The organism is Streptomyces sp. NPDC050433 (assembly GCF_044458565.1).
Taxonomy (GTDB): Bacteria; Actinomycetota; Actinomycetes; order Streptomycetales; family Streptomycetaceae; genus Streptomyces.
Window position 1 is genome coordinate 211,345 of the sequence record NZ_JBITIB010000006.1, and the last position, 14,975, is coordinate 226,319.

At 73.3% G+C, this 14,975-nt stretch carries 3 protein-coding genes; all 3 read right to left on the reverse strand.

The annotated features are described in order from the left end of the window. Position 1: 1 nt before the first annotated feature. The 3 genes from ACIBLA_RS10095 to ACIBLA_RS10105 all read right to left on the reverse strand — a co-directional run bounded on the left by ACIBLA_RS10095 (position 2) and on the right by ACIBLA_RS10105 (position 14,885). On the reverse strand, positions 2-12,502 hold the full coding sequence (locus ACIBLA_RS10095) for an SDR family NAD(P)-dependent oxidoreductase (RefSeq protein WP_399198339.1): 12,501 nt from the start codon (positions 12,500-12,502) through the stop codon (positions 2-4). Between the two features lie 101 nt (positions 12,503-12,603). Then, positions 12,604-13,467 carry an ACP S-malonyltransferase gene (fabD, locus tag ACIBLA_RS10100; protein WP_399198340.1) on the reverse strand — a complete coding sequence of 288 codons (864 nt, stop codon included), beginning with the start codon at positions 13,465-13,467 and terminating at the stop codon, positions 12,604-12,606. After that, a complete protein-coding gene (locus ACIBLA_RS10105) occupies positions 13,464-14,885 on the reverse strand; it encodes a PfaD family polyunsaturated fatty acid/polyketide biosynthesis protein (RefSeq protein ID WP_363241376.1) in 1,422 nt (473 codons plus the stop codon). Before ACIBLA_RS10105 ends, fabD begins: the two co-directional genes overlap by 4 nt. Between the last annotated feature and the right edge of the window lie 90 nt (positions 14,886-14,975).

Below are 14,975 nucleotides of genomic sequence, written 5' to 3' on the forward strand. Positions count from 1 at the left end.
GCTAGATCAATTCCTCCAGCTCGAACATGGGACGCGGACGCGAGTACGGGGAGTCGTGCCGGGACGCGCGCTCGACCCAGTGCCTGCGCCGCCGGAACACGGGCGGTGCGAGGGGGGACCGCACGGCCCGGGTGGCGCTCAGCTCCGTGTCCGTCGGCTCGCGGAGCACGACGTGACAGTTCGTGCCGCCGAAGCCGAAGGCGCTGAGCCCGGCCCGGCGCACCCCCTCCCTGCGCTGCCACGGTTCGAGCCGGTCCTGGATACGGAAGGGGGAAGTCTCGAAGGCGAACCGCGGGTTGGGGCGTTCGCAGTGCAGCGTGGGTGGGAGCTGCCGATGCCGCAGGGAGAGGACGATCTTCTGGAGTCCGGCCATGCCGGCCGCCATCAGCAGGTGTCCGACGTTGGACTTCACGCTGCCGACTCCACAGAATCCGCGTTCGTCGGTGCTCTCGGCGAAGACCGCGGTCAGCGCCCGCAGTTCCATCGGATCACCGATCATGGTGCCGGTGCCATGTGCCTCGACGTACGAGACGGAGGACGCGCCCACCCCGGCGGTGCGCAGCGCCTCCCGCACCACGTCCTGCTGGGCTTCGGGGTTGGGCGTGGTCAGTCCCATGGTGCGGCCGTCGTTGTTCATCGCGGTGGACTCGATCACCGCGAGGACCCGGTCCCCGTCGGCGAGAGCCGCGGCCAACGGTTTCACCAGGACGACACCGACCCCCTCTCCGGGGACGAATCCGTTTGCCGCGGCGTCGAAGACGTGGCACGTACCGTCGGGCGAGAGTGCGCGGGCGGCGCTGAGCGACAGGAACCGGGTCTCGTCGAGCAGCAGATCCGCACCGCCGACGAGGGCCATCTCGCACTCACCGAGCCGCAGTGCCTGGCGCGCGAGGTGGAGGCTGGACAGGGAGGACGAACAGGCCGTATCCACAACGAGGTTGGGGCCGCGCAGGTCGTGCAGATGGGCCAGATGCGCCGCGATGAAGTTCTGGTTGAGCCCGGTCGCGGTGGCCCGGCCGGGGACGGTGACGCGCGAGGCGTAACCGCTGCCCCCCGAGCCGACGTAGACGCCGATCCGGCGGCCCGCCAACTCCTCGCCCCGGTACCCGGCGTCGGCCAGCGCCGTTTCGGTCGTCTCCAGGACGAGACGGGTCAGCGGGTCTATGTGTGCGGCGTCCGCCTCGGGAATGCCGAAGTACTCGGGGTCGAAGTCCTCGATGCCCTCCAGGTAGCCGCCCCACTTGCCGATGCTCATTCCGGGCGCGTACTCCGGCGAGTAGAGCGAGGCCACGTCCCAGCGGCTGCGCGGCACTTCACGGATGCCGGACCGGCCGTGGGCGAGCAGGTCCCAGTAGGCGTGGGAGTCGGGGGCACCGGGGAACCTGCCGGCCATCCCGATGATCGCCAGTGGGGTGTCGGTGCGGGCTCCCCGTGACACACCGGCACCCTGTGGCGGCACCGGATCGGGTACGGGCGGGGCCCCGCCGTGCCCGCCGTCCGCGGTACCGGGGCCGGGGCCGCCGGCCCACCGGGCCACGGCCTCGGGGCGGATGCCCGCCAGATGCCGGGCGAGGCGCCGTACGGTCGGATACTCAAGGACGGCCGACGGTTCGACCGCGGCGCCGGTGACGGCTTCGAGCCGGACGACGATGCTCGCGATGAGGATCGAGTCGACGCCCAGATCGGCGAACGGCCGGTCGGCGCCGATCCGTTCAGGTTCCATCCCGAGTGTCTCCGCCAGAATGCCGGTGACATGATCGGCGAGGCGCTCGACGAGCGTGGCTTCGGCCCCGTCGCCGGTCATCTCCGCCGGCTGCGGTGGCGGGCCCTGTGACAACGGGCGGTCCGTCGTGGGGGCGCCCATCGGGGCCGTCCGCTCGTTCGGCCGCACCGCGACGGCGGTGAGCACCGTGTGCTCCGGCACGGCGAGCGCGGCATCGAGCAGGGCAAGCCCGTCATCGGCGCCCATCGGCACCAGGCCGAGTTCGTCGTAGCGCGGGGTGGTCACGGCGCCCATGCCGACACCGGACCAGCTTCCCCAGCCGACGGAGAGCCAGCGGGTGGCACTCCCCCGGGCCCGTGCTGCGGCGGCCGCGAAGTCGGCGTAGTCGTCCAGGGCAGCGTTGGCGGCGGCGTAGTCGGCGAGACCGACGGCGAGAGCGGGCAGCCGCGCCGACACGGAGGAGTAGAGCACCACGAAGTCGGGTTCGTCGCTCCCCAACGCCCGTACCAGAGCCGCCAGGGCGGGCCCCTTCGGCTCCCAGGTGAGGTCGAACTCCCCCGGCTGCTTGTGTACGAAGGCGGGTGTGGGCGAGAGGGCTCCGGCACAGTGCAGGATTCCGGCGGGCCGGCCGAAACGGGTGCGGACGTCGTCGAGGAAGGTCTGGAGCCGGTCGGGGCCTCCGTGGTGCAGCAGCACCTGGGCGCCCGCGCGCTCCATCCGGGTGATCGCGGCCGTACGGGTGCCCCACCACGCGTCGGGGCCGGCGTCCTGCCACCGCTCTCTCGGCGGCAGCTCGCGGCGCCCGGTGAGGGCGATGCGCCGGGCGCCGCGCGCGACCAGCAGTTCGGCGGCGGCGAGCCCCAGGCCGCCGGTGCCTCCGGTGATGACGTAGGGGCGGTCGGCCGACACCGGGAAGACGCCGAGTCGTCCCTTGCCGGGCACTCGGGGCAGGGCGATCTCTTCGGGGACCAGGACCTCGCGGGTGCCGGCCGTCCAGCGGACCTCTGTTCCCGGGGTGGCGTTCGAGCCCTCGGCGACAGCCAGACCGAGGGTGCCGGCCGTCCCCGGGGGAAGGGTGTCGTACGTGACGGTGACGGCGGTGACGGCTCCGTACTCGGCACCGGCCGCCCGCACGAATCCGGCCATCCGGCCGGCTGCCAGCACCAGTTCGCCGTCCGGCGCGCCCGTACGGGAGCCGGGCGCGCGCCGGACATGGACCAGGGTCAGGGGGTGGTCGGCTGCCTTGGCCGCCAGCTCTTGGAGGAGGGCGATCCGGCCTGCGGTCCGCGGTGGCAGGCCGGGGCCGGCGAGAGCGTCGACCAGATCCACGACCATGGTGAAGGGACCGTGGGCGGACCGGGCCTCCGCGACGGCCGCGAGGGTGCGCTCGCGGTCGCCGAGATCCGTCTCGACGGTACGGGCGCAGGGCAGCGGAAGCCTGGACGGGCCGCGGACGACAACCACGTCGCTCTCCGCGCCGGCGACCTCCTCCAGGAGCGTGGCATCGGCCTCCTCCGGCGCGAGAACCAGAAGCGTGCCTCGGGTACGGGCGGCGGAGGCTGGAACGGGTGGCTCCGCCCGCCGGACCGGCGCGAGCAGTCGCAGTTCCCGCCCGTCGCGGATGACGGGCTCGGACCCTTCCGGCCGGGACGGTGCGGCCTCGGCCGGGAGGGTGGACGGCCCGTAGCGGGTCGAGTGGTCGAAGGGGCGGACGCACAGGGGCACCCGTCGCCGGCCCGGTTCCCGGGGCCACTCGACGTCCTCGCCCGCCGCCCAGCGAGCGGCCGTTGCCGGGTCCGCGCCGACGGCGTCCGGCCCCGTGTACATCGTGGTGTGCGGCTGCGGCGCCGTGCCGCCCGCCAGGAAGGCGTCGAGCGCGGCCATGGCCTCCGACGGGCCGGGGACGACGAGGGCGAGCCGTGCGGGCATCGGGTCGCGTGCCACGCGGGAGGTGTAAGCGAGGTCGGCGAAGTCCCTTCGTCCGCACAGCAGTTCGCCCCGCAGGGCACGGGCGTGGGCGCGTAGCCGGTCCTGATCGGGGGCGGACAGCAGCAGCACCTGGGGCTCCCCCGGCGCATTCCGGGACGGCCCCGGTGCGGCGGCGGCCGGCGGCTCCTCCACCACGAGATGGGCGTTGGCACCGCCGAAGCCGAAGGCGCTGAGTCCCGCGCGGAGCGGCAGGGGCGCACCATCGGTGTCCACGGGCCGCCACTCGCGCGCCCGGTCCGGCAGCGCGAAGGCGGTACCGTCCAGACGAAGATGCGGGTTGGGGGTGTCCCCGACGGCGTTGGGGGGCAGTGTGCGGTGCTCGATGGCGAGCAGCACCTTGAGCAGCCCGGCGATTCCGGCCGCCGACTCCAGGTGGCCGATGTTGGGCTTGACCGCGCCCAACTGGCACCAGGGCGGCCCGCCTTCGGCCGGCCGGCCGAAGGCCGCGGTCAGCCCAGCGATCTCGATGGGGTCACCGAGCCGGGTTCCGGTGCCGTGCGTCTCGACGTAGCTGATGGTGCGCGGGTCGAGCCCGGCACGGGCGAGGGCGGTGGTGACGACCTCCGCCTGCGCCTCGGGACGCGGCGCGGTCAGTGAGTGGGCGCGGCCACCGTGTGACACGGCGCTGCCGCGCAGGACGGCGCGGACCGGGTCGCCGTCGGCGATCGCCCGGGACAGGGGCTTGAGGACGACGGCGCCGACGCCTTCGCCACGGACGAATCCGTCGGCCCGCTCGTCGAAGGTCCAGCAGCGGCCGGTGTCCGACAGCAGCCCGGCCTGCCCCAGCGAGTCGAACCAGGCAGGGTCGAAGAGGGCGTTGACGCCCCCGGCTATCGCGAGGTCGCACTCCCCCGCCGCCAGCGCGCCGAGGGCACGGTGCAGCGCGGTGAGGGAACTGGAGCACGCGGTGTCGACCACCTCGCTGGGGCCGCGCAGGTCCAGGAGGTAGGAGACGCGGTTGGCGATGACGCTCTGGACGTGCCCGGTGATGCTGTGGGCGGCGACCTTCTCGCCTGCCCTGCCGAGCAGATCGGCGTAGTCGGACAGCGTAGCCCCAACGAACACGCCGGTGCGGCTGCCCGCCAGGGCGGAGGGTCGGATCGCCGCGTCTTCCACGGCCTGCCACGCGGTTTCGAGGAACAGGCGCTGCTGGGGGTCCATCAGCCCTGCCTCGCGGGGTGAGAGGGCGAAGAACTCCGCGTCGAAGGCCAGGACGTCGTCCAGGAAGCCGCCCCGGATGTCCGAGGTGCCGAAGCGATCGGCGGGAGCGGGCCCGACGAGGTCGCGGCGCTCCAGCAGGTGCTGCCAGTAGGTGTCGAGATCGGGCGAGCCGGGCAGCCGTCCCGCCATCCCGATGACGGCGACGGGTTCCATGGCCGAAGGACCACCCGGCGTCGGCACCACGCGCGGGGCGGCCGGGAGCATATCGGGCTGCGTCTGTTCGGCACACGGCGGTGCGGCGACGGCCTGCTCCGGAGTGTTCGGCCCGGCATCCGCCCCCGCCCCCTCGGACGGCCCGCCGTCGGACAGCTCAGGAACGTGGCTGACGGTCTCCAGGAGCGCGGTGGTCAAGGCGTCGAGGGTGGGATGCTGGTAGAAGACCACCGGCGTCACCGCCACACCCAGCAGCTGGTTCAGGCGGTTGGCGAAGTCGGTGAAGATCAACGAGTTGAAGCCGTAGTCGCCGAAGGCGGTCGTGTCGGCGAGCTGCCCCACGTCGACCTTGATGAGGTCGGCGGCCTCCCGGCGCAGCAGTTCCCGCAGTTGGGACTCGTGGTCGCCGCCGCCGGTCGCGCCGCCGGCCTGCGGCGCGACCGCTGTACGGGCCAGCGCCGCCGCGATCCGGTCCTGGTCGCCGACGGCGACCAGGACGCGGGAGCTGTCCAGGCGCAACGCGTCCTCCAGGGCGGTCAACCCGGCGGGCGTGTCCAGTTGACCGAACCCGAGAGTGGATCCGATCAGCCGGCGCACGGAGTCGGGCATCCGCATGCCCCCCTCCCGCCAGAGCGGCCAGGCGACCGAGACGGAGCGGCCCGAGCGCTCCCCCCGCTCCACGAGCGAGCGGCGGTGCTCGGCGAAGGCGTCGAGGAAACGGTTGGCCGCGCAGTACGCGGTCTGTCCCCCGTTGCCGAGGGTGCCGACGAACGACGACATCATCAGGAAGAAGTCGAGCGGATCGCCCGCCGTGGCACCGTCGAGGGCGACGGACCCGAGAGTCTTGGGCGCCAGCACGCTCCGAAGCTCCTCGCCTGTCTGTTCCCGGGCCGGAGCGTCGTGCAGGAGTCCCGCCGCGTGGACGACGCCACGCACGGGGCCGAAGCGCAGGCGCGCGGAGGCGAGGGCGGCGGCGAGAGCGTCCGGGTCGGTCACGTCCGCCCGCACGGGGTGCACCGCGCCGCCGGAGTTCGCCACGAGGCGACGCAGTTCGTCGATGCCGCCGTCCTGAGCGCCGGAGCGGCCCAGCCACGTCACCTTCGCAGCCCAGTGCTCCACCAGATGGGCCGTCAGAAGCCGTCCGAGGCCGCCCGCGCCACCGGTGATCACGTAGTGGGCACCGCGCCGCAGCGATGTGCCGCCGCTTCCCGGACCGGCCGCGGTCCACGTAGGGACGAGACGGGCGCCGTCCTCGACGCGTACCTCCCGGTCACCGCCGGCGGCCTGGGCCAGCACCTCGGCGAGCGCGGGTTCCGGGGCGCCGGGGTCGACCTCGACACGTACCGGACGGAAGCCCGGCGCCTCATGCTCCAGTGCCCGGCCGAAGCCGGTGAACAGGGCGGCTGCGGGATCGTCCCGGTCGGGACGGGTGAGGGTGACGTAGGTGCACGACCGGCCTTCCGCGAGGCCGGCCAGTGCGTCGAGAGTGTCCGCCGCCCGGAGCAGGGAGGCGGTCGGCGGGCCGCCGTCCTGATCGAGGCCTCGGCGGTCCACCACCACGACGTCGTACGGGTCACCGCCGACGGCAGCGGCCAGCTCCCTGGGATGAGCGACCCGCTGACGGGCTCCGTCCGCCCACTCGGGACGGCCGCCGACAACGACCACGACGGCGCCGTCGGCGGGTACGGCGGTGACGGCGGGAGCCGGTTTCCAGGCCGGCGTGTACAGCGTGACGCGAGCCTCGCCCCGCGACGGGGTGGCGGCCGGTGCGGTGTCGGCAGCCGGTGCCGTGTCGGTGGTGGGAAGCCAGTGACGCTGCCGCGCGAACGGGTAGCCGGGCAGGGAGACCCGCCGGCGTCCCGTGGACGGCAGGATCCGGCCCGGGTTCACCCGGGCACCCTGGCTCCACAGCCGGCCGAGTTTCTCCAGCCCGCCCCGTTCGCCGTCCGCCACGAGTGTGCGCAGCATGTCGTCGGCCGGCTCGCCCCCGTCGAAGACGTCGCCGAGACGACCGTCGTCCGCACGGCCCCAGACCGTGCCGGGTGTGTGCCTGGCGGCTTCTTCCAAAGTCCGGTCCGGCGCCGCCAGGCGCTCCAGCCGGTCCACCAGTTCGCCTGTGTCAGAGACCACCAGGGCGACCCGGACCGCGAGGTGCTCGCGTCCTTCCCGCAGGGTGAACGCCGTGTCGGCGAGCGGCGGTTCGGGTTCGGCCCCGCGCAGTCGCTCGGCGAGCCGCGCGCAGGTACGGCGCAGTGCGTCGTCGCCACGGGCGGAGAGCAGTACCAGTTCGGGTCCCGTGCTGTCGGGAGACTCCGGCGCAGGGTCCGGGGCCTCCTCGATCACCAGGTGGACGTTGACCCCGCCGGCACCGAAGGAACTGAGGCCGGCCCGCCGGGGTGCGCCGTCCGGCGGAGCGGGCCAGGGAGCCGTGTGCTGCTGGACCCGGAAGGGGGTGGCCGCGAAGTCGATCCCGGGATTGAGGCGTTCGGAGTGCAGGGAGGGCACCAGGGTGCGGTGGCGCAGTTGCAGCAGGACCTTCGTCAGTCCGGCGACCGCCGCGGCGGCCTCGGTGTGCCCGATGTTCCCCTTGACGCTGCCGATCGGGATCTCCGACGACGACGGCACGGAGGCAAAGGCGCTGCCGAGGCCGCGGATCTCTATGGGGTCTCCGAGCGGCGTTCCGGTGCCGTGGGCCTCGACATATCCGATGGTGGCAGGGTCGGTTCCGGCGCACCGCAGGGTCCGGGCGACGAGGTCGGCCTGCGCCCTGGGGTTCGGGACGGTGAAGCCGTTGGTACGCCCGTCGCTGTTGGCGGACGCCGCCTTGACGACGCCGTACACGTGGTCGCCGTCGGCGAGCGCGTCCCGCAGGGGGCGCAGCAGGACCACGCCCACACCCTCACTGGTGACCATGCCGTCCGCCTCGGCACCGAAGGGCCTGCACCGGCCGGTGGGCGAGACCATCCCGAGCTGTGCGTACTGGATGCGGCGGGCCGGGTGCAGAATCAGGTTGACTCCCCCCGCGAGGGCGGCGGACACGGTGCCCGAGCGGATGGCGTCGCAGGCGAGCTGGATGGCCACCCCGGAGCCGGAGCAGGCGGTGTCCACGGCGATGCTGGGGCCGGTGAAATCCATGAAGTGAGAGACCCGGTTGGCGAGTTGATACAGGTCGCTGTTCGGGTAGCGGCTGTTTCCGTCAAGCGCGGCGTTGGCGCTGAGGACCGCGTAGTCGGGGCCCATCGAGGCGACGTAGACGCCGACGTCGCGGCCGATGCCGGCCGCTGTGTGTCCGGCATTCTCCAGGGCGTGGTGGGCGGCCTGGAGAAACAGCCGCTGCTGCGGGTCCATGGTCCGGGCCTCGCTCGGGGCGAGATGGAAGAACAGGGCGTCGAACTCGTCGACCCCGTCGATGAGTCCGCCGCTGGAGTTGTAGGCGCGGTCGGGGCCGCCCCTGGGGTGGACCACGCCCGGACCGCCCCAGCGTTCGGCCACGTCGCCCAGCGACTCCGCGCCGGCCTTCAGGTTCTCCCACAGCCGGGTGATGTCCTCCGCGCCCGGATAGCGGCCCGCGATGCCGACCACGGCGATGTCGTCGTCCCGGTGTACGGAATTGGCTCGCCCCGGCGTGGCGGCGGCGGGTTTCCCCTCGGCCGGAGGGGACATACGGGGCGCCTTCGGCACGGGTGGCTCGGCGTCCGGTGCGGGTACCAGGGCGCGGGCGAGAGCGCCGAGGGTGGCGTGCTCGAAGAACAGCGTCTTGGGCTGGCTGCCGAAGACCTTCTCCAGGGCCACTGTCGCGTCGACGATTTCCAGCGACTGGAGCCGAAGCGATTCCAGGGTGGTCTCCGGGGTGAGTTCGGTGACCGGGAGACGTGCGAGCCGGGACACGACCGCGCGCACGGCCTCGAAGGGTTGGGGAAGTGCTGCGGCGGACGACTGCGTCCGGTCGGACGGCGGCGAGGACTCCGGGGCGGTGGACCAACCGGTGACAGCACGGTGCAGCGCGGCGCTGTCGGTCAGGTCGCAGGCGAGTTCCGCGAGCGCCGAGCGCCGGGACGCTTCGTCGGCCGGTGCGGTGGCCGCAGGGGTCGCCACCCCGGCCGGGCCGTCCGGCCTGGCGCCCCGCGCGTCGGGTCGAAAGCGCAGCGCGGCGAGCCGGTCGAGCGGTGCGTGGTGCCTGCGGGTGCCGTCCTCGCCGTCGCCGCCCACGCCCATCACACTGCGGAAGAAGTCCGCCGCGGGTGTGTTCCGGCCGGTCGGCCGGTGCTCCGCGGTCAGTTCAGTAGGGCCCGTGCCTTCCATGAGGACGCGAGCCACCGACGCGAGAAAGGCGTGCTCCACTCCGCGGCCCAGGACCCGGCAGCTCAGCAGGAAGGTGTCGAGCACCACCGCGTCGGCCGATTCGCGGGTGACGGCCACGCCCACCAGCCCGTAGTCGCCGAAGCGGTCCCGGACCTCGGCCACCCGGCACCGGGCGCCGTCGGCCAGCAGGGCGCGCAGCTCGGCAAGCGTACGAGGCTTCGGCGCCAGGTTGAACTGGTTGGTGCGCTGGGTGAGTTGGGCGACGCGAGCCAACTGCTCACCGGTGGCCTCATGGACGTCGACCTCCAGGGCGAGTCCGTCGATGAAGGCGGCGAGCGACGTGGCGGAGCCCCGTGCTTCCTCCCGTCGGCGGGACGCCCGGTACATGGCGGTGCGCCGACGGTCCTCGTCGGTGACCTCGGCGCGGTCGAAGCTCCACAGGCGGGCGAGGAAGGCCGACCACTGCGACTCGTCGGCCGGCAGGGTCAGGGCGAGGACCTGTGGCTGTGCCGCCCGGACCGCCGCCACCTCAACGGGGTTGTCGTCGAGGAAGACGAACGAGTCCATTCCCACACCGAGTTCGTCCGCCAGCGCCTCCAGGTTGTCAGCCTTGGGGTTCCAGTCCACCCGTCGTGCGGCGATGTGTTCGGGGCGCAGGGGCATGCCGGCACGGAGGCGGAACACCTCGTCGACGTCCTCGCCGGAGTTCTTGCTGGCGAGGCAGACCAGGACGCCCTCGTCGTGCCGGTCGACGGCCCACCGCTGAAGGGCGAGGTGGGCGTCGGCGATCTCCACCCCGCCGGGACCGTCCTCGCCGCAGACACCGCGCCACAGGGTGTTGTCGCAGTCCAGCACCAGCACCTTGTACGGCCGTGCGAGCAGTGCGTGTACGTGCCGGGCCACAGTGGTGGCCAGCGCCGTGCATGCCTCGGGGGTGTAGGGGATGTGCGCGAGCTCCTCACGCGCCGGATCGTGGTGGTGGGCCACCCAGTGTCCGTCGGTACGATCCTCGGCCCGCGCCACATGCACTCCGGGAACACTGTCGAGCGCACCGGTCAGACGCTGTTCCAGAGCTGCCAGCCGCTCGCCGCGTCGCTCGACGGCGGGCGGCGAGGCCGGGCAGAGCAGGACGAGCAAGGGAACCGCGAAGCGTGCCGCCGCGGCGCGGACGGCATCGGAGAACTCGTCGGCGGTGCGCTCGCCGTCGGCTCCCTCCGGCCAGTCCTCGACGCGTAGCAGAACGGCGTTGCACCCGCGCGAATTGGACGCGAAGTCCCCTGCGGGGTCGAGGAGTTGCTGAAAGACCTGGCCGTAGGGGGCGGGCCGGACCGTCACGCCGAGCCCGAGCCGGCCGCACCAGTGGGCCAGGGGGTCGTGCAGCGGATCGGTGGTAAAAGTGGCCGCCACCGCGAGTGCGGGGCCGTCCGGCTCCCCGTCGGCATCGGCCGGAGCGCTCGCGCCCGGGTCCGGAGCGGGGGCTCCGGTGTCGTACGCCGCGGCTGTCTCCAGCCCCGGTCCGTCCACGGTCGTGTCGGCGTGACGGCTCGACTCGTCGGCGGGGCCGGGGCTGTTGTCGGCACTCCCGAACCGGGTCAGCAGGGCGGTGGTACCGACCGGTACGCCCTCGGCCACGCGGCTCGCGACGGTCGCGGCGGCCCGCTCGACGGCGAGCGCGTCGTCGTCGGTGACACTGTCCCCGAACGCCGTCGCCAGGCGCGGCGGGCGGACGACGAGCGCGGCAAGATCGGGCCGGTCGACGGTCACCGCCTCGACCAGTCCCTCCACCGCCCGCTTGGCCGCCGTGTAGTGGGACAGTCCACGCCGGGGCCGCTCCGCGTAGGCGGAGGAGACGGCCACCACGAGGCCCCCGGCGGGAAGGTCTCCGAGGAACGCGGCGAGCGGCGCCTGGACCAGCCTCGTGGCGGCGGCAAGGTGCTCGCCGGACCTGGACACCGTGTCCGGGTGCAAGTCCAACGGCCGTACCGGCGGCGCGGCGTTGAGTACGAGGATGTCCGGTGCCCCTGTCGACCGGAGCACGTCGTCCCGTATCTCCCGGCAGCGCGGAGTATCGCCGACATCGCCCTGATGGACATGGACGCGGGCACCGTCCGTCCCCAGCGCCTCGACCAGGGCCGCGGCCTCGGCCGCACTGTCCCGGTGGATCAGCTGAACGGTGGCCCCGGCCAGGGCGAATGCCTGCACGAGCGCGGCACCCAGGCCACGGCTGCCGCCGCACACCACGGCGGTGCGGCCGGCGAGCGGCCGGGTCCGGAGGGTGTCCGGGCCGAGCAGGTCGCGCAGCATCCCGATGTCCGGGGCGCCGAACTCGCGCCGGGAGAAAGCCCGTACTTCCACCGTGGCGGTGGTGTGTCCGGCGGTCACGTCGCCGGCGAGCCGCACCGAGCGGAAGCGGGTGTCGACGTCGGCGAGGAACGCGCGCGCCGCGAACACGCCGCGTGCGGGGGCCCGTTCGAAGTCCGCGTCGATCCCGCTGACCAGCGCCGAGCGGCCGGGCACCTCCATACCGGCAAGCTGGCTCGCCCAGGCGAGCACGGCGGCGTGCTCGACCCCGACCCCGCGCTCCGCCAGTCCCGCGTCCTCCACAAGACGGGCGAGGGCCGGCCAGTCGGGCCGGTAGCGGGTGCCGAACTCCGCGCCTGGCACGAGGTCCTGGAGCACGGTCTCGGCCGCTCGGCGGACAAACCGTCTCCGCGTCGGCGCCGGCGGTGGACCGGGCACGGCGCCGGGGGCGTAGCGGGCCTCGATCTCCAGGAGTACGCGTCCACCGTCCGCGACCCAGAGAGTCGGGGCCGGTGCGTCCGGCCCCCCGGTCTCCCCCGTGGTCCGCGTTTCCCAGGTGTAGCGCTGGTCGGGGAAGACCGGCCCGAGGAACCGGGCCCGCAGCGACACCAGGCACAGGTCCGCGGCGACGGGGCGGAGGGCCAGGGCCCGCAGCACGCAGAGCGCTCCGTGTGCCACGGGCTCCCCGAAGGGGGTACGGCGGGCGTGGGCGTCGTCGACGTGCAGGGGGCTGGCGTCGCCACCCGCGGCGGCGAAAGCGCGGACGTCAGACCGGGTGACACAGAAGTCACCCGTCACGGCGGTGGGTTTCATGCCCCGTCGATCCTCCAGGTCCGGTGTGGCCAATTCGTCGATATAGCCGTTTCGCGGTGCGGGTGTGGCCGCGGAGCGCGGCCGAGCCTTGGCGTACGCCGTCAGCCGCCCGTCGCGACGGCGTCCCGGGCGGCGCGGATGCGCTGGGTGAGCCCGGTGAGAACGGTGCCCGGACCGATCTCGCGAAGGTCGGGATCGGACAGTCGCAGCAGATGGTGAACGGTGTCGGTCCAGCGCACCGGTGACCACAACTGGCGGCAGAGCAGGTCGCGTACGTCGTCGCCGTAGGGCAGCGCCGTCGCGTTGGCGATGACCGGGATCTTGAGCCGGCCGAACACGAACCCGCGCAGGAAGCGGTCGAACCGCTCGGCCACGGGCCGCATGTGCCTGGAGTGGAAGGCACCACTCACCGGGAGCGGAACCACGGTGCTCGCACGCGCGGCCAGGGCTTTCGACACGTGGCGCACTTCCTCCGCGCCGCCCGAGACGACGATCTGGTCGGGTGCGTTGAGATTGGCGACGTCGACGTCCGGCCCCTCGGCGGCCAGTACGTCGCGTACGGCGGACTCCTCCAGCCCGATCACCGCGGCCATCGCGCCCGGACCGGCGTCGGCCATCAGCTCGGCCCGCCGGGCCACGATCTCCAGTCCGGTGCGGAAGTCGAAGGCTCCCGAGGCGAAGAGGGCGGCGTACTCGCCCAGGCTGTGGCCTGCCACCACGTCGGGGATCACGCCGACGCCGCGTACCGCGTCGACGTAGGACAGGGCGTCCACCACGTAGATGGCCGGCTGGGTGAAACGGGTGTCCGCCAACCGCTCCGCGGGGCCCTCCAGGCAGAGATCGGCGATCGAGTACCCGAGAGCGGCTTCGGCCTGGCGGACCAGGTTGGGGTAGGAGGGGAACAGTTCGGCTCCCATGCCGATCCGCTGGGAACCCTGTCCGGCGAAGAGGTGGGCGACGGTCACGTTCGGCTCCTGTGGGGTGCGTTCCCGGTCAGGCCGGCCAGTTGCTGGGTCAGGACGTCGGCCGCGCCGCGCATCAGCCACTCGGCCAGATCGTCCACGTGCCGATCTCGCCAGTGCTCCCGGGAGGTGCCGCGCAGGCGGGAGTTGAGGGCGCCGAGGGCGGGGCCGCAGTTGATCTGGTAGTCGACCTGGTGTTCCTCGGACCCGTTCATGGCGAGGCGGATGGACTGCACGAAGTAGGCCTTGAAGACAAGCAGCATCTTGTGCTTCGGGTCCTGCTCGGCGCGGGCCAGTGAGCGGGGGTCGGCCTGCGCGTAGTAGGCGCGGGTCTCCTCCCACACCTGCTCGAAACTGCGGCGGAAGTAACGCCGTTGGAGCTGATGGGCCGTGCGTTCGTCGAGGTCGTCGAGGGAGTCGTGGCGGCGGTACAGCTCGTAGAGCCGGTTCGCGCGGGCCGGGTAGAACAGCCCCCGGCGCAGCACCTGGGCGCGGGCTCCGGTCTCCAGCATGTCGCCGGCGGGGACGACGGCCATGTCGTGGACCTCGGCCTGCTGAAGCATGTCCTTCACGCGGTCGCTGGTGCCGCACTCGGCGGTGCACTGGTTGATGCTGCCGGTGAGGACGAAGTCGGCACCGAGCACGAAGGCAGCGGCCACCGACTCCGGCACGCCGAGCCCGCCCGCGGCACCGACGCGGACCGGTGCCGCGGCCGGGAGGCGGGCCGCGGCCAGGTTCCGGCGGTGGACCAGGTCGGGCAGCAGTACCACGAGTTGGCGCTGGTCGGTGTGGCCGCCCGAGTCGGCCTCGGCGCACAGGTCGTCGGCGAGCGGGACGCGTTCCGCGAGGGTGGCTTCTTCGGGGGTGACGGCCCCCTCGGCCAGCAGCTCCTGGACGATTTCGCGGGGCGGGGGTTCGAGGAAGTACCGGGCGACCTCGGGTCGGGACACCTTCGCCATGACCCGGTTGGGTACATGGACGGAGCCGTCCCGCGCCGTACGCAGACCGCTGACCCGGTACCGCACGAGTGGCCGGGTGGGGACGATGAAGGACGCCGCCTCGACCCGCCGGACGCGGTGCGCCAGCAGGACCCGCACCTGCTCGTTCTCCTTGGCGGGGTTCTCGTGCGAGGCAAGGAGGTTGAGCCCCCAGGGCCCGCTCCCGATCTCGCGCTCGAAGCGCCGGACCGCGTCCGCCACCCGGTCGGCCCGCAGACCGCCGGTGCCGAAATACGCGAGCAGCCCGGCCCGGCCCATCCGCACGACCATGTCCTCGGATGCCACCGCCTTGTACATCGAGCCGGCGGCGTATGCGTAGCGCACCCCGTGATCGGCGCGGAAGGCCGCGCTGCCGAGCGCCTCGGCGTTGATGGCACCGCCGTGCCGGGGCGTCCGGCCGGCCTGAGCGAGTGTGGTGGTCATGCCTGCCCCCTCCAGTTCCGTGCCGCTTGGGTTGCGTCCGCCGCGGGGTTACGTCCGCCGCGACCGGCCCGGCCGTCCGTGCGGACACGG

Bases quoted from the DNA above. Each gene is read 5' to 3' on its own strand.
- ACIBLA_RS10095 (WP_399198339.1), bottom strand. From the start codon at position 12,502: ATGAAACCCACCGCCGTGACGGGTGACTTCTGTGTCACCCGGTCTGAC.
- ACIBLA_RS10105 (WP_363241376.1), bottom strand. From the start codon at position 14,885: ATGACCACCACACTCGCTCAGGCCGGCCGGACGCCCCGGCACGGCGGT.